Raw genomic sequence first — 23,150 nt, forward strand, 5'->3', positions numbered from 1 at the left:
TCCTGCTCCCCTTAGCTCTGGTCTTGGGTCTCGGTCGGGTCGACGTAGACCGCGTTGCGGTCCACGGTGAGATAGGCGTCCATGCCGATCGGGCGACGGCGCTCCTCGGCGAGTTGACCGAGCAGGCCGGCAGCCCTGGCCAGCAAGGCGAAACCGCGCAACAGCTCGACCGGCAGCCCGAGGTCGGCGAGGGCCGCACCACAGACTCCGGCACCGTTCAGTGGAAGCTTCCGGCCGAGGACCTGCTCGTGCACGCGCCCGATGGCCTGGAACAACTGCAGGTGCGGTCCCAGCAGCCCTTCCTCCGCGGCGATGCCGATCAGCACCGGCGTCCGCGGATCCTGCACCTTGTGCACCGGATGCCCGAGGCCGGGAACATACTTGCCAGCGGCACGCGTCTCGGTCACCACCTTGAGCGCAAGCTCGTCCCAACCGGCATCGTCGGCCGGCAACTCATGGTCCAGCAGGGCCTGGTGCAAATACATCCCGCAGTCCTCGGTCACCCCGAGGAAACGTGATCCGCCGCCGAGCAGACCGGCTGCGAGTGCACCCTGCAGCGAGTCCGGCGCGGACAGATAAGTCAGCCGCGCCGCAATGGCTGTCGGCGTGAACCCGTGGTCGGCGAGCGCGACCAGCACGGCCTCGAAGACTCGCGTCTCCGACGGTGTCGGTCGGCGCAGGGCCACCAGCCAGAAGGCCAGTTCGCCGAACCCGACCTTGCCCATCAGATCGGCCGTGAGGTCCTGGCCGAGCAGACGGATCTCATCTTCGGTCGACGTACCGAGTGACGTTGGGAAAGTCGTCATGCTGAGCGCTCCTCGTTGGTCAGCCAGCGGCGGAGTTCGGCGCCGTGTTCGTCCAGGGACGGCGGCGGCAGGCGGTACCCGGCCGGCGTTTCGGAGAAGGTGATCGGGTTCCGCACGGTCGGGATCGATCCGATCGTCACCACCGGATCCAGTCCGATGTCCTCCGCGAAGGCGACGCCGCCGTCGACGGTGTTGATCGGCCCGCACGGAACGCCGGCAGCGATGATGTCGCGGAACCACTCCATCCGCGTCTTGGTGCGCAGGCGCTCGACCAGCAGCGGCCGGAGCTCCTCCCGGTTCGCCGTCCGCTTCTCGTTCTGGTCGAACCGCGGATCGTCGGCCAGCTCCGGTACGCCGAGCACCTCGGTCAACCGGCGGAACTGGCCGTTGTTCCCGGCCGTGATGATCAGATCGCCATCGGAGCACGGCAACGGCTCGTACGGGAACAGGCTCGGATGACTGTTGCCCATCCGCAGTGGTACGACGCCACCAGCGACGTACGCGCTCGACTGGTTAACCAGCCCGGACAACGCCGACGACAGCAGATTCACCTCGACGTGCTGGCCGCGGCCGGTCTCGTGCCTCGCGTTCAGTGCGGACAGTACGCCGATCGTCGCGTGCAACCCGGCCATCACGTCGAACACCGAGATGCCGGCCCGGAACGGTTCCCCGTCCGGATCACCGGTGAGGCTCATCAACCCGGAGATCGCCTGGACGATCAGGTCGTAGCCGGGCAACGCCGCCCCCTTCGGACCACTGCCGAACCCGCTGATCGAGGCGTAGATCACGCGTGGGTTGGACGCCGCCACCGCGTCGTAGTCCAGGCCGAAGCGCGCCAGCCCACCCGGCTTGAAGTTCTCCAGCAGTACGTCGGCCCGCCGGGCCAGCTCCTGGGCCGCAGCCAGATCCTCCGGGTCCTTCAGGTCGAGCGCGATTGACCGCTTGTTCCGGTTCACCGCGAGGTAATACGTCGAGATGCCGTCGCGGACCGGTGGCTGCCATGACCGGGTGTCGTCACCCCCGGGCGCCTCGACCTTGACCACCTCGGCACCGAGGTCGGCCAGCAGCATGGTCGCGTACGGGCCGGCCAGGATCCGGGAGAAGTCGGCCACCAGCAGCCCTGCGAGCGGTCCCGTCACCTCCGGCACTGCTTCGGACACAGACATCCTCCTCCGGACACTTGTCCGCAAACGCTCTGTCGCCTCAGTCTGTGATCGCCCCGCCATCGTGTCAAGCGCACCACAACGAGCCCTTGACACCACGGGTGAGCGCTTCGATAGTGGCGCTATCGCCGTGGTGACCGGCATACGGACGTATGTCCGGCCCAACTCTGGAGGGGATCATGACCACTGCCGAGACGCCGGTGGCGGGCCGGCCGCTGCTGCTGCGCGGCGGGACCGTACTGACCATGGACGACAACCACACGGTACTGACCGAAGGCGACGTCCTGGTTGTGGACGACCGCATCGCGGCCGTCGGCGCCGCGGTCGACGTCCCCGAGGGAACGCAGGAGATCGACGCCCGCGGCGGAATCGTGATGCCGGGGATGATCGACACGCACCGGCACATGTGGCAGACCGCGATGCGCGCGTACGGCGCCGACTGGACGCTGACGCAGTACTTCGTCTGGTACTACCTCGAGCACGGCAAGACCTTCCGCCCCGAGGACATCCACGCCGGCAACCTGACCTCGGCCTGGGAGTCGCTCGAGGCCGGTGTCACCACCACGGTCGACTGGTCGCACGGGTTGCAGTCCGTCGACCACGCCGAGGCGGCCGTGGACGCGCTGCGAGCCGTCCCGGGCCGGTTCGTTCTTGCCTACGGCAACATTCAGGCCGGGCCCTGGGAGTGGACCGCGGATCCGGCCGTGCGCGCGTTCCTGGAGCGGCTCCGCGACGACGACCAGATCGGTCTCCAGCTCGCCTTCGATGTCACCGGCGACCCGTCGTTCCCCGAGCGGGCGGCCTTCGAAGTGGCCCGTGAGCTCGGAGTGGGCGTGACCACGCATGCCGGAGTCTGGGGCGCGACCAACGACGACGGCATCCGGCTGACGCACGAGAACGGCTTCATGACACCGCAGAACATCTACGTGCACGCGGCGACACTGACCGAGGACTCCTACCAGCGGATCGCCGCGACTGGCGGCTCGGTCTCCGTCGCGACGGAATCCGAGCAGAGCGCGGGCCAGGGCTACCCGCCCACCTGGCAGGTCCGCAAGTACGGCATCCCGGTATCGCTGTCGATGGACACCAGTGTGTGGTGGAGCGGCGACCTGTTCACCGCGATGCGTACGACGCTCGGCGCCGACCGGGCGCGTGAGCACCTCGAGGCTCACGTGAAGGGCGACACGGTGACCCACAGCCACCTGCGCGCCGAGCACGTGGTCGACTGGGCCACCCGCGGCGGCGCTCGTGCGTTGGGCCGTGACGACCTCGGCAGCCTCGAGCCCGGGAAGAAGGCGGACGTCGTACTGATCAAGAACGACTCCTCGCCGGTGTCGTTCCCGTTGATCAACCCCTACGGTCATGTGGCGTTCCAGGCGCAGCGTGGCGACGTCCACACCGTGCTCGTCGACGGCCGGGTGGTGAAGTACGCGAACCAACTGGTCGGCGTCGACCTTCCCGCCGTACGACGTGCTGTCGAAGCGACCGTCGACTTCCTTCGCGGGACGCTCGGCGACGAGGCGTGGGCCGGTGGGATGAACCCGGATCTGCCCAAGGACGAGGTGTTCGACAACCCCTACCAGTACACCGAGTACAAGTCCGAGTCGACGCGGGAGGCACGCGGCACGATCTTCGGCGACCCCGGCTCGTGACACCGGCCGGCGTCGTAGGCTCGGGCGCGACAAGACGTCGTACGGCGGGAGGCAGGAACTGATGGCAGGACGAGGCGCGGGCCCGGATTTCGTCGAGTCACTGGCTCGCGGGCTGGACGTGCTCGCCTGCTTCGACGCGGATCACCGCACCATGTCGTTGTCCGAGGTGGCGACCGCGGCCGGGCTCGCCCGCCCGACCGCACGCCGGCTGCTGCTGACGCTGGAGGAACTCGGCTTCGTCCGGTCGACCGACGGTTCCTTCCAGCTGACCCCGAAGGTGCTCACGCTCGGGATGGCGTACGTCGGCGCGCTCGGGCTGTGGGACATCGCGAAACCCCACCTCGAGACGCTGGTCGCCCGCACCGGGGAATCGTCGTCGATGGCGCAGCTCGACGGCTCCGACATCGTGTACGTCGCCCGGGTGTCGGTGCCGAAGATCATTGCGCTGCGGGTCGACATCGGCACGCGGTTCCCGGCCGCGCAGACCTCGCAGGGCAAGGTCCTGCTCGCGGCCCTCTCCCCCGACGAGCTGGTCGAGACTCTCGCCCAACCGAGTCGCGCCGGACTCCCGCCGTACATCGGAAGGACCGCGGAGCAGCTCCGCGACGAGCTGACCGAGATCCGCGCCCGCGGCTGGGCCCTGGCCGACGAGGAACTGGCACCGGGCGTGCGCTCGGTGGCAGCCCCGGTCCGCGACGGCACCGGAACGGTCCGCGCCGCCATGAACGTCACCGTCCACGCCGCGGAGACCACCACCGAGAAACTCCTCCACGACTACCTCCCCCTCCTCCTCCGCACCGCCGGCGACGTCAGCGCCGAATGGGCCCTCTGGCAATCCCGGCCCCACCACGAACTCGCTCAACCCACCCGCGAGTCCTCGGCCTGATCAGCCGTCGCGAATCCGCGAGCGAAGGTCGTGGGAATGCGACGACCGCGGAGCACGAGCCAGAAGGCGAGGAGCAGTTCGCCGATGAAGGTGTAGGTGGAGATGGTGAGGTCTTGGCCGAAGAAGACGCCGAGGTAGCCCAGGCCGGCGATGGCGAGCAGGATGCCCAGCCAACTGGGGACATAGCTCGCGCGGAACGCCAGGTAGCCGAGGAGCAGCAGGTGCGCGCCGAAGAGGCCGAGGCCGGCCGTCCACAGGTCGGAGAATGCCTCGACGTCCGAGAGCACTTGCTGATCCACGTGCCGGAGGGCGTCCAGGAGGTAGCCCAGGGCGACCATGAAGACGGCCGCGTAGACGAGCCTGAAGGCGGCCGCGAGGAGCGACATGGTTCGGTCGACCGGAGTGAAGACGCGGTAGAGCGCGCAGGCGATGACCACGTCGAGCACGACGACCAGGAACAGGCTCGCCACTCCCGCCCGGAACAGACCTTCCGACGCGGCAATGTCCTGCGCGGTCTTGCCGGCATCGCCCCACGTCACCAGGCCCTCGATGGCGGCGAAGTTGCCGAAGCCTACCAGAGCGGCCATCAGCAGTAGTGCCACTCCCGCGGCGACGGCCCACGTGCGGATCGAGATCATCTGTCCCCCTATGGACTTCGTACTTAGTACGGCCAAGGTAGCGTACTAAGTACGAAAGCGCGAGGATCAGGTCAGAAGAGACGTGGAGCGCGCGATCGACGAGGTGGCCATGAACCCCCAGTAGTACAAGGGTTCCGGCCGAGGTCATCTGTTCAAGCGTTTGCCCCTCGCAGGAGGTCCGCCATCACGGTGAGCTGCTCGTCGGGGTCGGTGTCCATCGCCCAGGCCACGTGGTCGATACCGGCGCCGCGCACCCGGTCGAGGTCCTCCAGTACCTGCTCGACCCCACCGGTGAGGGGTTCCCGGGCATCGGTGGGTGACGGCGTGACGGCCCCGTTCACCTTGAGGACGATCGGAAGCGACTCGTGCCCCGCCTTGTCCGCGGCCGCCCGGAACATCGAGACCATGCCGTCGAGAATCTCCCAGGTCATCATGATCGGGTTCCACCCGACGCCCAGGCGCCCGGCCCGCTCGACCGCGGCCGGTGCCATCGCCCCGGCCAGCACCGCCACGCCCTCAGGCCTGGTCGGCTTCGGCCCGATCTGCGACGGAGTGATCCGGTAGAAACGGCCGTCGTGTTCGACCGGGTTCGGTCCCCAGATCTTGCGCATCGCGGTGATGTGCTCGCCGAACCGCGGTCCACGCTGTTTCTCCGGTACGCCGGCCGCCTCGTACTCGGCGGTCATCCACCCCACGCCAAGACCCGCGACCAGCCGGCCACCACACAGCCGGTCGAGGGTCGCGAGCCTCCGGGCCAGCACGATCGGGCTGTGCAGCACGGAGTCGACCACACTGGTCCCGAGGGTGATCGTTCTGGTCCGTGCAGCGAGGTACGCCAGCGTCTCGATCGGGTCCCACACGCTGCCGTAGCCATCCGGCAGTGGTACGGGGTCGCCGCCGCCGATGGCCATCGCACCGCCGACCGGGTACATCAACCGCTCGAACGTCCACACCGACGCCAACCCGATCCGCTCGGCGCTCTCGGCCACCTTGGCGATGCTCTCCGGGCTCACGTCCGCACCAGCGGTCGGCAGTGTCAGTCCAAGCTTCATTCCCTGGTCCTCCCTCAGTCGTCAGGACCTCCAGCCAACCCCCGCCGCCTTTCAAATCGCTTTCACAACCTTGGTGTTGGATACGAGGTATGAGCCAACTGAATGACGCCGAGGTGGCGATCAACGCGGCTGAGGCGGGTGCGGTCGTCGTACGGCAGAAGTACGGCGCCGCCCTGAGCCGGTACGACAAGTCGCCGACCGACTTCGCCACCGAGGCGGATCTGGAGGCGGAGCGGGCGATCCTCGAGGTCATCCGCGCGGCCCGGCCGGATGATGCGGTGATCGGCGAGGAGTACGGCGCGACCGGTCAGGCGGCTCGCACCTGGTTGGTGGACCCGCTGTGCGGGACCCTCAACTTCGCGGCCGAGACACCGCTGTTCTCGGTCAACGTCGCACTGCCAGGTGCAGGCGTCGCCGCGGTCGCGCAGCCCCTGACCGGAGAGGTGTTCTGGACCGACGGCACGACAGCCAACGTCCGCCGGAACGGCACCGACTCCCCCGCCCAACCATCCGCAACCTCCCACCTGGTCGACGTCGACATCGACGCCCCGCCCGGCAGCGACTTCCTCGGCCCGCAGTTGCTGACCGACGAGAAGTTCCGCGCAACGTTTGCCGGCCGCGTCTCCTCAACCACCCTCACCCTCGCCTGGGTCGCCCTCGGCCGCCGAGCCGCCTACGTCACCAACGGCGCCCTCCTCAACAGCGTTCACTTCACCGCCGGTACGACGCTCTGCCAGTCAGCCGGCTGCATCGTCACCGACTTCCGCGGCCGACCACTCCACACCGGCCCTGGTTTGGTTGCCGCCGCCAACCGCGCCACCCACCAGCAACTCCTGGATCTCATCGCGCCGCACGTTTCGTAACCATTGGTTGACCATCAACGGGGCGTTCTCGGATTAGCCTTGAGGTATGGCCACGTACGGGCACAGCCCTCGAGGCGATGTGGGGCTGCAAGAACTCATCGACGCGTCGCCGGCGCCGCGGGCGCGGATGTCCGTTGCCGCCGAGACCGCACTGGTGTGCGGCCTCGGAGCGGTGCTCACGGCAACCTTCTCGATCCTCTTCGGCGTGTCGCTGCTGTTCGGCGCCGTCGCGGTGCTCACCGGTCTGGTCGGCCTCATCAGCACCCATCGCCCGGACGTCGCCGGCAGCGCCCTCAACGTCCTCGGCCTCTTGCTGGGCCTCCTCGCCCTCGCCATCGTCGGCGTCCGCTACCTAGGCATCGACACCGCCCTCGGCGACCCCCTCATCCCCTGGCTCACCGACCAACTCCACCACTGGAACACCAAACTTCCCCAGCCCCGCTAGTCAAACCTCCGGCTCGGCGTCGGCGCTGCGGACCCATCGTGGTTCCGCTCAGTTGATGTTGCTGAGCAGGCAGAACGGGTGCCCGTGCGGGTCGGCGTAGACCCGCCAGGTCTCCCCGTCGCCCGGCAGCCTGGTCGCGCCCAGCTCCAGCGCGCCCCGCTCCGCCTCATCGGGGTCGTCGACCGTGATGTCCAGGTGCAGCTGCTGCGGGTACGCCGGGTCCGGCCACCTCGGCCGGCGGTGCTCGGCGATCTGCTGGAACATCACCTGCTGCTGCCCCTCGCTGCCCAGCAGCACGCCCTCGGGCCCCTCGTAGGCCACCTCCAGACCCAGCAGCCCCGAGTAGAACCGGCCCAGCGTGGCCGCGTCGTCCGTGTCGATCGTGACCGCGAAGATCTTGGTGCCCTCGACGTCCGCCCGGCACAGGCAGAACGGGTGCCCGGCCGGGTCAGCCAGCACATGCCAGCTCTCCCCGCCGCCCAACCGCTCGGCGCCCAGGCGCTCGGCCCGCTCCGCGGCGGCGTCGATGTCGGCCACCCTGAAGTCCACGTGCATCTGCTGCGGATAGGCCGGATCCGGCCACCGCGGCGGGATGTAGTCCGGCGCGTACTGCACCCCGAAGCGCCACCCGTCGGCCGAGGTCAGCGTCAGCCAGTCGTCTTCGGCGTTCTGCAGCGTGAGGCCGGCCATGCCCACGTAGAAGTCGGCCAGACCCTTGATGTCGGGCGCGTCCCAGACCACCGTCTTCAGCTTTCCCACCATGGTCGTCTCCTCTCGTCCCCGCCATCCTCGCCGACGAGTCCGACAAACCCGGGGAAAGGGTGCCCTTCTTCGCGGGTCAGCGGAAGTCGCGGGAGGTGGTTCTGGCGGACAGGGGGAGGCGTTCCAGGTGGTCGGCGGAGAGGTTGGTGACCTCGCCGGCGCGTTCGACCCGGCCGCGGATGATGAGGGCGCCGGAGGTGCGGGCGACGGTGGCGTGCCGGTGCCAGCAGCCGACGGTGATGACGATGTTGGCCATCCCGGTCTCGTCCTCGAGGTTCATGAAGGTGACCCCGGAGGCGGTGGCCGGGCGCTGGCGATGGGTGACCACCCCGGCGACGCGGACCCGGCTGCCCGCCGGTGCCTCGCGCAGTTGGGCGGCGGAAAGGATGCCTTCGGCCCGTAGTTTGTCGCGGATGCGCTGGATCGGGTGGCTGGTGGTGGTGATCGAGGTTGACCACAGGTCGGCCATGTCGGACTCGATATCGGTCATCCCGGGCAGCGTGGGTGGCGGCCCGGCGGCGGTGATACCGGCGAGCTGGCCGGGGCGTTCCTCGGCGGCCCGGCCGGCTTCCCACAACGCCTGCCGGCGATCGAGCCCGAAGCAGTCGAAGGCCCCGGCGGTGGCCAGCGCCTCCACCTGCGCGGCAGTGATCCCGGTACGACGGACAAGGTCGGCCATCTCGGTGTACGGCCCACCGCGATCGCGCTCCTCGACGATCAGCTTCGCGCCCTTCTCACCGACGGTCCGCACCTCCGACAACCCCAGCCGGACCGCGAACGCACCGTCGCGGCGATGGAGAGTGGTGTCGGACGGCGCCTTCGGATCGAACGAACCGACCAACGGCTGCGGATCCACCAGACAATCCGGCGAACCGGTCGGCCCGGTGAGCTCCTGCCCGTCGACCAGTTGCTCGAGCCCGGCGTCGACACCCGAGAGGTGCAGGTCCGGCCGTCGTACCTCCACGCCATGGCGACGGGCGTCAGCAACCAGGGACTGGGGGGAGTAGAACCCCATCGGCTGTGCTCGCAACAGCGCGGCCAGGAACGCGGCCGGGTAGTGCAGCCGCAACCACGTGCTGGAGTAGACCAGCAGGGCGAAGCTGATCGAGTGGGACTCGGCGAAACCGAAGTTCGCGAATGCTTCGATCTTGTCGTAGATCTCGTCGGCCAGGTCCCCGGTGATCCCGTTGCGCGCCATCCCGGCGTACAACTTCTCCTTCAGTGACGAGATCTTCTCGATCCCGCGCTTCGACCCCATCGCGCGCCGGAGCAGGTCGGCCTCGTCGCCGTCGATCTCGCCGACTGCCATCGCCATCTGCATCAACTGCTCCTGGAACAGCGGCACGCCCATGGTCCGCTCCAGCACCGGTCGCAGCTTCGGGTGCAGGTAGGTGACCGGCTCCTCCCCGGTCCGGCGACGGATGTACGGATGGACTGCACCGCCCTGGATCGGGCCGGGCCGGATCAGCGCGATCTCGGTGACCAGGTCGTAGAACTTCCGTGGCTTCAGTCGCGGCAGCGTCGCCATCTGCGCCCGCGACTCCACCTGGAACACCCCGACCGAGTCCGCCCGGCACAACTGGTCGTAGACGCCGGCCTCCTCCTTCGGGATCGTGTGCAGCAGCCACGACTCCCCGATCTGGTCGCGGACCATCTCCATGCAGTACTGCAACGCGGCCAGCATCCCGAGCCCGAGCAGGTCGAACTTCACCAGCCCCATCCACGCACAGTCGTCCTTGTCCCACTGCAGCACCGTGCGGTTCTCCATCCGGGCGTGCTCGATCGGCACCACCTCCCCCACCGGCCGCTCGGTCAGCACCATCCCGCCGGAGTGGATCCCCAGGTGCCGCGGGAACTTCAGCAACCCGGTCGCCATCTCCACCACCCGCGAGGGGATGTCGTGCTCGGTCGAGGTGATCTCCGGACTCCACCCGTCCACCTGTTTCGACCATGCGTCCTGCTGGCCGACCGAATACCCGAACGCCTTCGCCATGTCCCGGACCGCGGACTTCGGCCGGTAGCTGATCACGTTCGCGACCTGGGCCGCGTTCCGGCGGCCGTACTTTCCGTAGACGTACTGGATCACCTCCTCCCGGCGGTCGGAGTCGAAGTCGACGTCGATATCCGGCTCCTCGGTCCGGGTCGAGGCGAGGAACCGCTCGAACGGCAGGTTGTAGAGGATGCTGTCGACCGCGGTGATCCCGAGCGCGTAACAGACCGCCGAGTTCGCCGCGGATCCCCGGCCCTGGCAGAGAATCCCGTGGTCGTGCGCGAACTTGACGATGTCCTGGACGATCAGGAAGTACCCCGGGAAGCCCTTCTCGTCGATGACGTCCAGCTCACGCTGCAACCGCTCGTACGCGTCCGGCCGCTCCGCCCTGGTGCCGTAGCGCAGCGCCGCGCCCTGCCAGGTCAGCTGGCGCAGCCACGACATCGGCGTCTCCCCGGCCGGCACGTCCCGCAACGGCAGCTTGGGTTTCGCCCGGCGCAGATCGAAGGCGATCTGGTCCGCGATCGTCACCGACCGCTGCACCGCCCCCGGGAACCGCTGGAACCGGGTGGTCATCTCGGCCCCCGACCGCAGGAACGCCATTCCGGCCGGCGGCAGCCAGCCGTCCATCGAGTCCAGGTCCCGCCGGGCCCGGACGGCGGCCACCGCGGCGGCCAGCTTGTGCTGCGCCGGGGTGGCGTAGTGAACGTTGTTGGTGGCAACTATCGGGAGTCCACGGTCGGCGGCCAGACCGGCCAGCGTCCGGTTCCGGGTCGAGTCGGCCGGCAGGTGGTGGTCGATCAGCTCGACCACCACCCGGTCTTTGCCGAACAGACCCACCAACCGGTCCAGCTCCCGCCCCGCGGCGGCTGGACCATCGGCGTACCCGCCGAGCTCCAGGGCCTGCCGGACCAGCCCTTTCCGACAGCCGGTCAGGATCAGCCAGTTGTCACGACCTCGCTCGGCGAGATCCTCCAGGTCGTAGACCGGGCGGCCCTTCTCACCACCGGCCAACTGCGCCTCGGTGATCGCACCGGCCAACCGGTGATACCCCTCCTGCCCCTCCGCCAGCACCAGCAGATGACTGCCCTCCGGATCGGCCACACCGTTCTGCGGGCCGGTCAGGCCGAGGGAGAGCTCCGCCCCGAACACCGTGGGCAGCTCGTACGCCGTGGCCGCCTCGGCGAACCGGGCCGCGCCGTAGAACCCGTCGTGATCGGTCAGCGCCAGCGCGTGCAGACCCTGCCGGACCGCGGCCTCGACCAGGTCCTCCGGCTGCGACGCACCGTCCAGGAAGGAGAAGTTCGAGTGCACGTGCAGCTCGGCGTAGGGCACCGCGTGCTCCGGCCTGCGGGCGGGGAGCGGCACATACGGACCGCGATGCTGCGACCACGCCGGGCTGTCGCCGCCGTCGGCCGTCACCGGGCGGTCACCGTGACTGCCCGGGCGCGAGCGGTCCGACAGCTTGCGCTCCAGCTCCGACCACTTGATCGGCGGATTGTTGTAGCCCATCGCACATCCTCCCCGTCCACGTCCAGACTAGAACATATGTTCGACTGTCGCTAATCTGAAAACATGCTTGGGCGGTTCACGGTGCGACCTGCCGACGACGGATCGAACAGATTCGGCGTCTGGGACGGCGCGGTCAACGGGTGGCGGGCAACAGACATCGACGACGAGACGGAGGCCCACCGGATAGCCAGCGATCTCGACGTCCAGTACGACGCGCACGGCCCGCGACCGGCCGACGCCATCCGCAAAGTGGACCCGGCCCAGCCGGTCCAGCGCGCCCAGTGGCAGAACGGCGAACTCGACGTCTGGATCCGCGACAACGGCGAATGGCTCGGCCGCGTCCGCGACAAGGACGGCCGCGTCACCTGGATCCCCGGCACCGACCTCCGCCCGCTGTAATCCGACGTACGCCGGAGCCCGGAGTACTCCGGGGCCGAGCTGGGCGGCCGTCGATGCAGACGACCAGCCGCTCGGCCAGGCCGGGGCTGAGACCCCCTCCGGTGGGCCGAGACATGAAATAGCAGGTCTCTACCCACCGTTCCCTGTCTCAGGTCCCCACGAGTTGCTCGGGATCCGGACCGCATCCGTCACAGACCGGGAAACCGCGCAAAGCGCGAGCCGCGCACACCAAGGTCAGCAGCTACAGCTACTTCACGTAGGCGATCGGCCGGACCCGCAGAACACGTCGTACCTGGTTGATACCTTGCGGGCGTTCGCCGCGATCGGCGCCCAGCTCAGCTCGCGGGATGCTTGACATGCGTTACCGGCCTGCCAGACTCCGAGAATGACCCGGTACGGCCAGCAGTTCGGCCCGGACTTCACCTTCCTCGGAGTCCCGGCCTGCGACCTGGACGATCCGGCGTCGTACGCCGACGCGCAGGTGGTCATCCTGGGAGCGCCGTTCGACGGAGGTACGTCGCATCGCCCGGGAGCCCGGTTCGGCCCGATGGCGATCCGGATGCGCGACTACCTCGGGCATGACGGATCCCGGCCGAGCCTGGCGCTGCGGACCGACGGGCTGGTCGATCTGCACGTCGTCGACGCGGGTGACGTCGAGATGTACTCCGGCGACATCGAGACCGCCCTGCCCACGCTCGAGGCCGCGGTCGAGAAGGTGACCCGGTCCGGAGCCATCCCGGTCGTGCTCGGCGGCGATCACTCGATCGCCTTCCCGGACGCGAAGGGTGTCGCGAACGTGCTCGGCCACGGCCGGGTGTCGATGCTGCATTTCGATGCTCACGCCGACACCGGTGACATCGAGTTCGGTTCGCTGTGGGGCCACGGTCAGCCGATGCGCCGGCTGATCGAGTCCGGGGCGCTGCGCGGCGATCGCTTCCTGCAGATCGGTCTGCGCGGGTACTGGCCGCCGCCGGACACGCTGGACTGGATGGCCGAGCAGCGGATGCGCTCGTTCGAGATGACCGAGATCGTTCACCGCGGACTGGACGAGTGCCTCACCGACGCGTTCGCGATCGCCACGGATGACTGCGACGGCGTCTTCCTGTCCGTCGACATCGACGTGTGCGACCCCGGTCATGCACCCGGCACCGGGACACCCGAGCCGGGCGGCCTGACCGCGCGTCAGTTGCTGGACGCGGTCCGGCGGATCAGCCTCGAGCTGCCGGTGGTCGGGATGGACGTGGTCGAGGTGAGCCCGCCGTACGATCACTCCGACATCACCGCCGCGCTGGCGAACCGCGTTGTGCTGGAGGCGTTGTCGGCCATCGCACGCAAGCGTCGCGACGAACGCGACGGCACTCGGTGGGATCCGGCCCGTCCCCTGCTGAGCGATCGTCCGCTGACTGGCGGCGACCTGCCCTAGCCGGCCTGACGTGTTCCCAGCACTCCTCGCGAGTGCCAGACTCCGAAGAAGACGGCGGCGGGAGCGGGGGCTGGGTGGAGGACCGGCGCCGGGAGGGGAACCCATGGCGCCCACCGCGCAGCAGTTGTTCCGCCGCAAGCCTGTCCCGGAGATGTCGCTGGAGACCGGCACCGACACCGGCAAGAGTGAGCTGGTCCGCTCGATCGGTCTGTTCCAGCTCTCGATGTTCGGGATCGGCGCCACCATCGGCACCGGGATCTTCTTCGTGCTGGCGCAGGCGGTGCCGGTCGCCGGGCCCGCGGTGATCTGGTCATTCGTCATCGCCGGCGTGGTCGCCGGGCTGACCGCGATCTGTTACGCGGAGCTGGCCAGTGCGGTCCCGGTCTCGGGATCGTCGTACTCCTATGCCTATGCGACCCTCGGCGAACTGCCGGCCATCGGCGTCGCCGCGTGCCTGCTGCTGGAGTACGGCGTGTCGGCTGCCGCGGTCGCTGTCGGCTGGTCGCAGTACCTGAACGAGCTGTTCGACAACCTCTTCGGTTTCACCATCCCTGACAGCTTGTCGCAGGCGCCGGAACAGGGTGGGCTGTTCAACCTGCCCGCAATGATCCTGGTCCTGCTCTGCACCCTGCTGCTGATCCGCGGTGCGAGCGAGTCGGCCAAGACCAACGCGGTGATGGTGCTGATCAAGATCGGCGTCCTGGTGCTGTTCATCGTGCTCGGGCTGCAAGGGTGGAACTCCGACAACCTGTCCGACTTCACCCCGTTCGGGATCAGCGGGATCACCTCGGCGGCCGGCATCATCTTCTTCTCCTACATCGGTCTGGATGCCGTCTCGACCGCGGGTGAGGAAGTGAAGAACCCGCGGCGGACGCTGCCGATGGCCATCCTGATCGCGCTTGTCACCGTCACCGTGCTCTACATCCTGGTCAGTGTGGTCGCGGTGGCGGCCCAGCCGGCCGCGGAGTTCGAGGACCAGGAGGCCGGACTGTCGGCCATCCTGGAGAACGTGACCGGGCAGACGTGGCCGGCCACGGTCCTCGCCGCCGGTGCGGTCGTCTCGATCTTCAGCGTCACGCTGATCGTGATCTACGGCCAGACCCGGATCCTGTTCGCGATGGCTCGCGACGGGATGATCCCGGAGCTGTTCCACAAGGTGAACCCGCGCACGCACACCCCGGTGCAGAACACCATCATCGTCGCGGTCGTCATCAGTCTGCTGGCCGGGCTGATCCCGATCAACTTCCTGGCCGAGATGACCAGTATCGGCACGCTGGTCGCGTTCCTGGTCGTGTCGATCGGCGTGATCGTGCTGCGCCGTACCCATCCGGAACTGCCGCGGGGCTTCAGGGTGCCGCTGTTCCCGCTGACGCCGATCCTGTCGATCGCCGGTTGTCTGTGGATCATCCAGGACCTGCGCGCGGTGACGATCTGGGTGTTCCTGATCTGGGTCGCGGTGGCGCTGATCTGGTACTTCGCGTACAGCTTCCGGCACTCGCACCTGGGCCGGCACGAACACGTCGGGCTGATCGACGACGAGGGCGGGCCGCACTGATGACCATGGTCGTCGGCTACGCCCCGGACGAGCGCGGGAAGGCTGCGCTCCACCTCGCGGCGATGCTCACCCGGTCTGCACACGACGACCTGATCGTCTGCACCGTCGTACCGGCGCCGTGGATGCCCGGCATGGCCCGGGTGGACGCCGAGTACCGCGAGTACCTCAACCAGGGAGCCGATCAGGCGCTCGAGCGGGCCCGGTCCTTCCTGCCGACCGACGTTCCAGCGACATACATCAGGTACAGCGCCCGCTCGGCCCCCGCCGGTCTACTCGAAGTGGCCGAGCAGCACGACGCCAGGCTGATCGTGCTCGGGTCGTCGTCGGCCGGGGTATTCGGCCATATCGCGCTCGGCAGCGTGACGGACCGACTGCTGCACAGCTCGCCGGTCTCGATCGCCCTTGCTACCCGGGGATTCCGGTGCCCGCCGGATACCAGGGTGAAGCGGGTGACGGCGGCCTTCGGCGGGAGCGAGAGCGCGGAGGACCTGGTCCTGGCCGCGGCCGCGGTGAGCGCCGACGTCGGCGCCACACTGCGCATCGCCACCTTCGCGGTGTGGTCCCGGCCGGCGTTCACCACCAGGCTGGGCACGGATTCCGAGGACCTGGTGATGCAGGAGTGGCGAGTCGAGCTGGAGAAGGCCGTCAACGCCACGCTGGCACAGGTGAAGGAACTTCCCGAGGGGCCGCGGAGCGTCGAGACGGTGATCGGCTCCGGCGTGAGCTGGGACGAGGCGATCGACGATGTCGGCTGGGAGACCGGCGACGTCCTGGTGGTCGGGTCGAGCGAGCTCGGGCCGGTCGCGCGGGTGTTCCTCGGCTCCCGGGCGACGAAGATCCTGCGGCACTCCCCCGTCCCGGTCGTGGTCGTACCGCGGAGCCGGGCCGAGGAACTGGCCGAACGCGCGACCGAGAACTGACACCGACAGAGCCGAGGTTCCCATGTACGAGGTCGATCCCGGCACCAGTCTTGACCTGGTCCGCGAGGTGCTGGCCAGGACCGAACCATGAGCGACCTGCTCTCCCTCTTCCCGGCCGGCAGCAGCCTCGACGACGACGGCATGCTGGTCGTCGGCGGCTGCCGCGCCGACGCCCTCGCAGCCGACTTCGGTACGCCGGTCCTGGTCGTCGCCGAGGCCGCACTCCGGTCCCGCGCCCGCGAGTACCGCGACGAACTCACCGCCCGCTGGCCGAACTCCCGCGTTGTCTTCGCCTCCAAAGCCTTCCCCTGTACGGCGGTCCAGCGGGTGATGGTCGAGGAAGGACTCGGCCTGGATGTCGCCGGCGGTGGCGAGATCCTGACCGCGGTCAAGGCCGGAATCGATCCGGCCCTGATCGTCCTGCACGGCAACGCGAAGACCGACGAGGAGATCGCGCTGGCGGTCGAGCACGGTGTCGGAATAGTTGCCGTGGACAACTCCGACGACGTGGACCGGTTGGAGGCGACCGTACCCGCAGGCCAGGCCCAGGACGTGCTGGTGCGGATCATCCCCGGCGTCACCGCGGACACGCACAGCCATGTGCTGACGGGTCACGAGGGATCGAAGTTCGGCCTCGCGCCACCCGATGCGGCCCGGTTGATCCAGCGCATCGAGCACAGTCCGCGGCTGCGGATGCGTGGCCTGCATGTCCATATCGGCTCGCAGATCCTCGACGTCGAGCCGTTCGCCGAGTCGGTCGCACCGGTCGCCCGGCTCGGTGAGTTCGAGGTGTACGACCTGGGCGGCGGCCTCGGCGCCCGCTACACCTGGGCCGACGAACCGCCGACGGTGGCCGCCTATCTCGACGCCCTGATCGGCGCGGCGCACCAGCATCTTCCCGCGCAGGCACAGCTCATCATCGAGCCGGGCAGAAGCATGGTCGCGACGGCGGCGACGACGATCTACCGGGTCACGACGGTCAAGCGCGGGAGGATCATCTTCGTCGCGGTGGACGGCGGGATGGGCGACAACCTGGAGGTCGCGTTGTTCCAGCAGCGGTTCGAGGCCGGCATCATCGGCCGGTTCGACGGCCCTGGGCTGGAGAACGTCACCGTGGTCGGCCGGCACTGCGAGAGTGGCGACGTACTGGTTGACGGTGTGCCGTTGGCTGATCCGCACGTCGGTGATCTGCTCGCCGTACCGGCCACGGGTGCCTACTGCTACACGATGGCGAACAACTACAACGGCAACCGGCGGATCCCGGTCGCCTTCGCCAAGGACGGCCGGGCGCGTTTCGTCGTCCGCCGGGAGACCTGGAACGACCTGATCGCGCGGGACGTGGACTGATCAGCCTTCGAAGCCGTGATGGAGCATCACATGCTTGATCCGCGTGTAGTCCTCGAGTCCGTACATCGACAGGTCCTTGCCGTAGCCGGAGTGCTTGAACCCGCCGTGCGGCATCTCCGCGATCAACGGGATGTGGGTGTTCACCCAGACACAGCCGAAGTCGAGCCGGGCGGACATCCTGGCCGCGGTGTTGATGTTCGTGGTCCATACCGAGGACGCCAGGCCGTACTCGGTGTCGTTCGCCAGCCGCAGTGCCTCGTCCTCGTCCGCGAACTTCTGCACGGTCAGCACCGGACCGAAGATCTCCGTCCGGATCAGCTCGTCGTCCTGGCGCAGGTCGGCCACGATCGTCGCCTCGTAGAAGTACCCGCGATCGCCGATCCGGTTCCCACCGGTCGTCACCCGGGCGTGCTCCGGAGCACGTTCGACCAGACCGGCGACGTGACCGAGCTGATGGGCGTTGTTGATCGGCCCGTAGAGGATGTCCTCGTCGGCCGGGTCGTAGCCGGTCCGGGCCTGCTGGGCCGCTTCGGTGAGCGCGGCCACGAACTCGTCGTAGATGCCCTGTTGCACGATCACCCGCGTGGCCGCCGTACAGTCCTGGCCGCCGTTGAAGAGACCGGCCACCGAGATGCCCTCGATCGCCGCTGGGATGTCGGCGTCGTCGAACACCACGACCGGCGCCTTGCCGCCCAGCTCGAGATGGGCTCGTTTGACGTCAGCCGCTGCGGCCGTCGCGACGGCGATCCCGGCCCGGGTGGATCCGGTGATCGAGACCAGCTGCGGCACCTTGTGCCTGGTCAGCGCGGTACCGGTGTCCCGGTCGCCACAGACCAGGTTGCACACACCGGGCGGGAAGATCTCCTGCATCTTCTCGACCATCCAGTACGACGAAGCAGGCGTCGTGTCGGACGGCTTCAGCACCACGGTGTTCCCGGCGGCCAGAGCCGGCGCGAACTTCCAGACCGACATCATCATCGGGTAGTTCCAGGGCGCCACCTGCGCGACCGGACCGATCGGCTCGCGCCGGGTCGACGAGGTGAACCCGCGCATGTACTCGCCGGACGACTTCCCCTCCAGCACCCGCGCGGCGCCGGCGAAGAAGCGGATCTGGTCGACCATCGGCGGGATCTCCTCCGACCTGGTCAGGGCGATCGGTTTCCCGGTGTTCTCGCTCTCGATCGCGATCAGTTCCTCGGCGCCGTCCTCGATCACGTCGGCCAGCTTGAGCAGGGCCCGCTGCCGCTCGGACGGCGTCGACCAGCGCCACTTCTCGAACGCGGTCGCGGCGGCCCGGAAGGCCAGGTCGACATCGTGCTCGTCGGAGTTCGGCGCGGAGGCGTACACCTCGCCGGTGGACGGGTTGACGATGTCCATCATCGCCCCGGACGCGGCCGCCTGGACCGTGCCGTCGATGACGTTGTGGAAGACTTTCTTCTCCGGCATGGTGCCCCCTCCACGGCAGACGATCCGTCCCCCGCTTCTTCAATCTAGGCCTACCCACTGACCCAGGAGAAGCCATGGCGACGCATCCGCTCGAACCCCTCGACGCCGACGAGATCCGGCAGACTACGGCGATCCTGCGCCGGGACAAGCAGCTGGGCGGCTCCTGGCGGTTCGCGGCGATCGAGTTGCGCGAACCGGCGAAGGCGGACGTCGTCGCGTGGCGTCCCGGTGACGCGGTTCCGCGGACGTCGCACGCCGTACTGTGGAACCGGGCCGACAACCAGACCTGGGAGGGCGTCGTCGACCTGACCGGTGACCGGGTCGTGTCCTGGACGCATGTCCCCGATGTCACGCCCAACTTCACCGTCGACGAGTACCACGAGGTCGACGAGGCGATGCGTGCCCATCCCGAGGTGATCGCCGCGTTGGCCGATCGCGGCATCACGGACCTGTCGCTGGTGCTGATCGAGGTGTGGACGTACGGCAAGGCGCTGATGCCGGACAAGTACCGCGATCGCCGGCTCGGCTGGTGCGACATCTGGTACCGCGAGACCCCCGACGGCAACCCGTACGCCCACCCGGTCTCGGGGCTCAAGGTGGTCGTGGACATGAACACGCTGGAGCTCCTCGAGCTCGAGAACGACCACAACCACGGCCAGCCGGACGTCAACGGCGAGTACGTGCCCGGTCCCTGGACCGGCGCGCAACGCACCGATCTCAAGCCCCTGCACATCACCCAGCCCGAAGGCCCGTCCTTCGTCGTCGACGGCACCGAGCTGAAGTGGCAGAACTGGACCATGCGGCTCGGCTTCAACTACCGCGAGGGCCCGGTCATCTACCAGGTCAGGTACGACGACCACGGCACGAACCGGGACATCGCCTACCGGATGTCGTTCGCGGAGATGGTGGTGCCCTATCGCGATGCGTCGTTCGACCACTACCGGCGGACGGCGTTCGACATCGGCGAGTGGGGTCTCGGGTTCATGACCACGTCACTCGAGCTGGGCTGCGACTGTCTCGGCGAGATCGTGTACCTGGACGCCGTACTGCACGATTCGCACGGGGAGCCGTACCCGATCAAGAACGCGATCTGCCTGCACGAGGAGGACAACGCGGTTCTCTGGAAGCACGTCGACGCCACCACCGGCGCCGAGGTCCGGCGGATGCGCCGGATGGTCGTGTCCTGCCATGCGACGGTGGCGAACTACGAGTACCTGGTCTACTGGCGCTTCTACCAGGACGGCAACATCGAGTGCGAGGTGCGCGCGACCGGGCTGATGGTGACCACGCCGTTCGCGGCCGACGGCGCTCCACCACCGACCGGCACCGTTGTCGACAATCAGACGTACGCGCCCTTCCACCAGCATTTCCTCGTCGCCCGGCTCGACCTCGACGTGGACGGCGTCGGGAACACCGTGCAAGAGGTCGACTCCCGACCACTACCGGTCTCGGCCGACAACCCGTACGGCCTGGCGGTGGTCACCGAGGCAACCCCGGTGCGCTCCGAGTCCGAGTCTGCCCGCGACTTCAATTGGGCGACCCAACGATCATGGAAGGTGGTCAACCCGAACCGCACGAACGCCCACGGCACCAACCCGGCGTACAAGCTGGTCCCGAGCGCATCGATCCCGCCCCTGATGGACCCAGGTACGCCGCAATACCTGCGCGCACCCGTCATCGGGCACACCGTCTGGGTGACCCGGCAGCACGAGGACGAACGCTGGCCGTGCGGCGCGTACCCGACCCAGTCGACGGTCGACGACGGGATGACCCGCTGGATCGCCGACGACGAGCCGCTCGAGAACACCGATGTCGTGCTCTGGTACGTGTTCGGCATCCACCATGTCACCCGGGTCGAGGACTGGCCGGTGATGCCGGCCGACACGATCGCCTTCTGGCTCAAGCCGTTCGGCTTCTTCGACCAGAACCCGTCGATCGATGTGGCGCCCACGGCCAAGGCGGACGGCGAGCACTGCCACACCGGCCCCGGCTGAGCACCGCGGTCAGTTCTGGCCGTTGGAGAGATAGATCGTGACCAGGGAGCCCTCCGGGGCCCCCTCGTGACTTCGGGGATCGGTGTAGGCGACCGTGCCCTCGTTCTCCGGCGAGTCGACCCGGTCGTCGGAGATGACGACGTCGTAGCCGGCCTGGCGGAGGGCATCCTCGGCCTCGTCCGGGTTCATGCCGTTGACCGGCGGCAGGTTCGTCCGGTCGCCGCTGGACACGGTGGCGGTCGGCGCGACGAAACGGCGCAGCGGCATACCCTCCAGCGCGCCCTGCATCGCGGTCTGCCAGAGCGGACCGGCGGTGCCGGAACCGGTCGGGTCGGAGATGTCGCGGCCGTCCAGGGTGTGGCGGTACATCAGGTTCGTGTACGGCAGGTTCGCGTCGGCCACCACTGCGGCCCCGGCCAGGTTCGGCGCGTACCCGGCGTACCAGACCGCCTTGTTCTCCTGGATCGTTCCGGTCTTGCCGGCCAGGTCCCAGTTGCCGAAGTTCAGCCGGCCGCCGGTGCCGCCGGGCTCCATCACGGCGCTGAGCACCCGGTTCACGCCATCGGCCACCTCCGGCCTGAGCACCTGCTTGCACTCGATGCCCGGGGTGTCGATCGGCCGGCGGGACTTGTCCTCGACGGACGCAACGAGCAGCGGCTTGCAGTACTTGCCGCGGGCCGCGAAGGTCGCGTACGCGTTGGAGAGCATCAGCGGCGTCACGTAGCCGACGCCGAGCGTCATGGAGATCACCTGGTCGAGCGGCTCCAGGGTCTGCCCGTTGTACATCCCCAATGCCTGGGCGGTCTTGGCGATCGGGCACAGGCCGACGCGCTGCGACAGTTGCAGGAAGTACGTGTTCGTCGAGTACCGGGCCGCCTCGACCAGCGTGATGTTGCCGCCCCTGGTCGAGTTCTGCGGCGTGTAGTCCGGGTCCCTGGTCCAGCCCGTGCAGGTCCGGAACCTCTTCCCGCTGAGATTGATCTGCTGTGGCGAGTTGATCCGGTAGTCCAGCGGGATGCCCTTCGAGATCGCGGCCGCGATGGTGAACGCCTTCATCGTCGAGCCGTTCTGGAACCCGCCGAACCCGCCGGGATAGGACTTCTCCACGTTGTAGTTGTAGGCGGTCTGGTAGGCACCCTTGCCGTATTGCTTGCTCTGCACCATCGCCTTCACCAGGCCGGTCCCGGGTTGGACGATCGTGATCGCCGCAATGGCACTGTCCTTCCGCTTGGTGTGCTCGTTGATCGAGGCCTGCGCGGCCTTCTGCATCCGCCGGTCGAGCGAGGTCGTCACGGTCAGGCCGCCGGTCTTGAGGTAGTGGTCGCGGTCCTTGACGGTCGGGCCGAGTGCCGGGTTCTGCAGCAGCTTCGAGACGACGTACTCGCAGTAGAAGGGGTAGCGGGAGCTGGCGCAGCCGTTCGGGACCTTCAGGACCCTCGCGGGGTCGATCACCGGTGCTTTGAGCGCTGTGTTCGCCTGGTGCAGCGAGATGACGCGCAACTCGAGCATCCGCCGGAGCACCACGTCGCGGCGAGCCTTGGCCCGGGCCATGTTGTTGGTCGGGTCGTAACCGGTCGGGTTCTTGACCAGGCCGGCCAGCAGGGCGGCTTGCGGGAGGGTGAGGTTCTTGGCCGAGGTCCTGAAGTAGTGCTGCGCGGCGGCCTGGACGCCGTACGTGCCGTCGCCGAAGTTCACCACGTTCAGATACCGCTCCAGGATCTGGTCCTTGGAGTACTGACTCTCGACCGCGATCGCGTACCGCAGCTCGGTCAGCTTGCGCTCGTAGGTCACCGCGGTGGCTCGGCGCCGCTCCTCGGCGGTCTTCGCCTTCTCGACCAGGCTGAGCTTCACGTACTGCTGGGTGATGCTCGACCCACCTTGCTGAACCTCGCCCTCGGACTGGTTGCGCAGCATCGCGCGCAGCGTGCCCTTGAGGTCGAGGGCGCCGTGCTCGTAGAAGCGCGAGTCCTCGATCGCGACGATCGCCTTGCGCATGATCGGGTTGATGTAGCTCAGCGACACCGGGACACGGTTCTGCTCGTACAGCGTGGCGATCAGGGTGCCGTCCGCGGCGAGGATCCTGCTCCGGACAGCGACCGGATCGATCTCCAGCTCACGCGGCAGCGTCTGGACCGTCTCGACGACCTTCTCGCTGCCGACCCCGGCCAGGCCGGCGAACGGGATCACCAGCCCCGCCGCCAGTGCGCCCGACAGCACGCTCACGGTGAGGAATGTCACCAGTGCGCGAGCCTTGTTGCCACCGCCGCCCCTGTCGGTGCGCATTACCCCAGGTTAAG

General features: G+C 68.4%; 18 protein-coding genes. 10 read left to right on the forward strand and 8 right to left on the reverse strand.

Going from position 1 to position 23,150, the window contains the following annotated elements:
- Positions 1-11: 11 nt before the first annotated feature.
- The gene (locus EV652_RS12250) at positions 12-806 is read right to left on the reverse strand and encodes a citryl-CoA lyase (protein WP_132209215.1); all 795 of its coding nucleotides are present in this window, start codon (positions 804-806) and stop codon (positions 12-14) included.
- The gene (locus EV652_RS12255; protein ID WP_242001714.1) at positions 803-1,966 is read right to left on the reverse strand and encodes a CaiB/BaiF CoA transferase family protein; all 1,164 of its coding nucleotides are present in this window, start codon (positions 1,964-1,966) and stop codon (positions 803-805) included. Before EV652_RS12255 ends, EV652_RS12250 begins: the two co-directional genes overlap by 4 nt.
- Before the next feature lie 182 nt (positions 1,967-2,148).
- Between EV652_RS12255 and EV652_RS12260 the strand changes: the two genes are divergently transcribed.
- Entirely contained in the window at positions 2,149-3,621 is a 1,473-nt protein-coding gene (locus EV652_RS12260; protein ID WP_132209217.1) for an amidohydrolase family protein, read from the forward strand.
- Between the two features lie 61 nt (positions 3,622-3,682).
- Positions 3,683-4,507, forward strand: a complete 825-nt coding sequence (locus tag EV652_RS12265; protein ID WP_132209218.1) for an IclR family transcriptional regulator domain-containing protein — start codon at positions 3,683-3,685, stop codon at positions 4,505-4,507.
- On the opposite strand, the gene EV652_RS12270 is transcribed toward EV652_RS12265, so the two are convergent.
- Both EV652_RS12270 and EV652_RS12275 read right to left on the reverse strand, forming a co-directional pair.
- Positions 4,480-5,145: a DUF4386 domain-containing protein gene (locus EV652_RS12270; RefSeq protein WP_132209219.1), complete on the reverse strand. Its 666-nt coding sequence runs from the start codon at positions 5,143-5,145 to the stop codon at positions 4,480-4,482. The genes EV652_RS12265 and EV652_RS12270 overlap by 28 nt on opposite strands.
- A 152-nt stretch (positions 5,146-5,297) precedes the next feature.
- Positions 5,298-6,197: a TIGR03619 family F420-dependent LLM class oxidoreductase gene (locus EV652_RS12275; RefSeq protein WP_132209220.1), complete on the reverse strand. Its 900-nt coding sequence runs from the start codon at positions 6,195-6,197 to the stop codon at positions 5,298-5,300.
- An 89-nt stretch (positions 6,198-6,286) separates the two neighbouring features.
- Between EV652_RS12275 and EV652_RS12280 the strand changes: the two genes are divergently transcribed.
- Positions 6,287-7,060: an inositol monophosphatase family protein gene (locus EV652_RS12280; RefSeq protein ID WP_132209221.1), complete on the forward strand. Its 774-nt coding sequence runs from the start codon at positions 6,287-6,289 to the stop codon at positions 7,058-7,060.
- 46 nt (positions 7,061-7,106) lie between these two features.
- Complete coding sequence (locus EV652_RS12285) at positions 7,107-7,505, forward strand: hypothetical protein (RefSeq protein ID WP_132209222.1); 399 nt, start codon at positions 7,107-7,109, stop codon at positions 7,503-7,505.
- A 48-nt stretch (positions 7,506-7,553) separates the two neighbouring features.
- On the opposite strand, the gene EV652_RS12290 is transcribed toward EV652_RS12285, so the two are convergent.
- Both EV652_RS12290 and EV652_RS12295 read right to left on the reverse strand, forming a co-directional pair.
- Positions 7,554-8,267, reverse strand: a complete 714-nt coding sequence (locus EV652_RS12290) for a VOC family protein (RefSeq protein WP_132209223.1) — start codon at positions 8,265-8,267, stop codon at positions 7,554-7,556.
- A gap of 76 nt (positions 8,268-8,343) precedes the next feature.
- A complete protein-coding gene (locus EV652_RS12295; protein ID WP_132209224.1) occupies positions 8,344-11,769 on the reverse strand; it encodes an error-prone DNA polymerase in 3,426 nt (1,141 codons plus the stop codon).
- A 63-nt stretch (positions 11,770-11,832) separates the two neighbouring features.
- On the opposite strand from EV652_RS12295, the gene EV652_RS12300 reads away from it, so the two are divergent.
- The 5 genes from EV652_RS12300 (at position 11,833) to lysA (ending at position 17,413) form a co-directional block, all read left to right on the forward strand.
- The gene (locus tag EV652_RS12300; protein WP_132209225.1) at positions 11,833-12,168 is read left to right on the forward strand and encodes a hypothetical protein; all 336 of its coding nucleotides are present in this window, start codon (positions 11,833-11,835) and stop codon (positions 12,166-12,168) included.
- 385 nt (positions 12,169-12,553) lie between these two features.
- Positions 12,554-13,591, forward strand: a complete 1,038-nt coding sequence (gene speB / locus EV652_RS12305) for an agmatinase (protein ID WP_132209226.1) — start codon at positions 12,554-12,556, stop codon at positions 13,589-13,591.
- A gap of 103 nt (positions 13,592-13,694) precedes the next feature.
- Positions 13,695-15,146: an amino acid permease gene (locus EV652_RS12310; RefSeq protein WP_132209227.1), complete on the forward strand. Its 1,452-nt coding sequence runs from the start codon at positions 13,695-13,697 to the stop codon at positions 15,144-15,146.
- Entirely contained in the window at positions 15,146-16,066 is a 921-nt protein-coding gene (locus EV652_RS12315; RefSeq protein WP_132209228.1) for a universal stress protein, read from the forward strand. Before EV652_RS12310 ends, EV652_RS12315 begins: the two co-directional genes overlap by 1 nt.
- Before the next feature lie 87 nt (positions 16,067-16,153).
- Positions 16,154-17,413 carry a diaminopimelate decarboxylase gene (gene lysA / locus EV652_RS12320; RefSeq protein ID WP_132209229.1) on the forward strand — a complete coding sequence of 420 codons (1,260 nt, stop codon included), beginning with the start codon at positions 16,154-16,156 and terminating at the stop codon, positions 17,411-17,413.
- Here the strand turns inward: lysA and EV652_RS12325 are convergent, their stop codons facing one another.
- A complete protein-coding gene (locus tag EV652_RS12325; RefSeq protein WP_132209230.1) occupies positions 17,414-18,859 on the reverse strand; it encodes a gamma-aminobutyraldehyde dehydrogenase in 1,446 nt (481 codons plus the stop codon).
- A gap of 74 nt (positions 18,860-18,933) precedes the next feature.
- On the opposite strand from EV652_RS12325, the gene EV652_RS12330 reads away from it, so the two are divergent.
- Complete coding sequence (locus EV652_RS12330) at positions 18,934-20,853, forward strand: primary-amine oxidase (protein WP_132209231.1); 1,920 nt, start codon at positions 18,934-18,936, stop codon at positions 20,851-20,853.
- A 9-nt stretch (positions 20,854-20,862) separates the two neighbouring features.
- Here EV652_RS12330 and EV652_RS12335 read toward each other — a convergent pair whose 3' ends face one another.
- The gene (locus tag EV652_RS12335; protein WP_132209232.1) at positions 20,863-23,136 is read right to left on the reverse strand and encodes a penicillin-binding protein; all 2,274 of its coding nucleotides are present in this window, start codon (positions 23,134-23,136) and stop codon (positions 20,863-20,865) included.
- Positions 23,137-23,150: the final 14 nt, after the last annotated feature.

Origin of the sequence: Kribbella steppae, from assembly GCF_004342025.1 — a bacterium.
GTDB classification, from domain to species: Bacteria; Actinomycetota; Actinomycetes; order Propionibacteriales; family Kribbellaceae; genus Kribbella; species Kribbella steppae.

Excerpts from the sequence above, each read along its gene's own strand:
- EV652_RS12250 (WP_132209215.1), bottom strand. The coding sequence starts at position 806 with ATGACGACTTTCCCAACGTCACTCGGTACGTCGACCGAAGATGAGATC.
- EV652_RS12260 (WP_132209217.1), top strand. The coding sequence starts at position 2,149 with ATGACCACTGCCGAGACGCCGGTGGCGGGCCGGCCGCTGCTGCTGCGC.
- EV652_RS12265 (WP_132209218.1), top strand. The coding sequence starts at position 3,683 with ATGGCAGGACGAGGCGCGGGCCCGGATTTCGTCGAGTCACTGGCTCGC.
- EV652_RS12270 (WP_132209219.1), bottom strand. The coding sequence starts at position 5,145 with ATGATCTCGATCCGCACGTGGGCCGTCGCCGCGGGAGTGGCACTACTG.
- EV652_RS12275 (WP_132209220.1), bottom strand. The coding sequence starts at position 6,197 with ATGAAGCTTGGACTGACACTGCCGACCGCTGGTGCGGACGTGAGCCCG.
- EV652_RS12280 (WP_132209221.1), top strand. The coding sequence starts at position 6,287 with ATGAGCCAACTGAATGACGCCGAGGTGGCGATCAACGCGGCTGAGGCG.
- EV652_RS12285 (WP_132209222.1), top strand. The coding sequence starts at position 7,107 with ATGGCCACGTACGGGCACAGCCCTCGAGGCGATGTGGGGCTGCAAGAA.
- EV652_RS12290 (WP_132209223.1), bottom strand. The coding sequence starts at position 8,267 with ATGGTGGGAAAGCTGAAGACGGTGGTCTGGGACGCGCCCGACATCAAG.
- EV652_RS12295 (WP_132209224.1), bottom strand. The coding sequence starts at position 11,769 with ATGGGCTACAACAATCCGCCGATCAAGTGGTCGGAGCTGGAGCGCAAG.
- EV652_RS12300 (WP_132209225.1), top strand. The coding sequence starts at position 11,833 with ATGCTTGGGCGGTTCACGGTGCGACCTGCCGACGACGGATCGAACAGA.
- speB (WP_132209226.1), top strand. The coding sequence starts at position 12,554 with ATGACCCGGTACGGCCAGCAGTTCGGCCCGGACTTCACCTTCCTCGGA.
- EV652_RS12310 (WP_132209227.1), top strand. The coding sequence starts at position 13,695 with ATGGCGCCCACCGCGCAGCAGTTGTTCCGCCGCAAGCCTGTCCCGGAG.
- EV652_RS12315 (WP_132209228.1), top strand. The coding sequence starts at position 15,146 with ATGACCATGGTCGTCGGCTACGCCCCGGACGAGCGCGGGAAGGCTGCG.
- lysA (WP_132209229.1), top strand. The coding sequence starts at position 16,154 with ATGAGCGACCTGCTCTCCCTCTTCCCGGCCGGCAGCAGCCTCGACGAC.
- EV652_RS12325 (WP_132209230.1), bottom strand. The coding sequence starts at position 18,859 with ATGCCGGAGAAGAAAGTCTTCCACAACGTCATCGACGGCACGGTCCAG.
- EV652_RS12330 (WP_132209231.1), top strand. The coding sequence starts at position 18,934 with ATGGCGACGCATCCGCTCGAACCCCTCGACGCCGACGAGATCCGGCAG.
- EV652_RS12335 (WP_132209232.1), bottom strand. The coding sequence starts at position 23,136 with ATGCGCACCGACAGGGGCGGCGGTGGCAACAAGGCTCGCGCACTGGTG.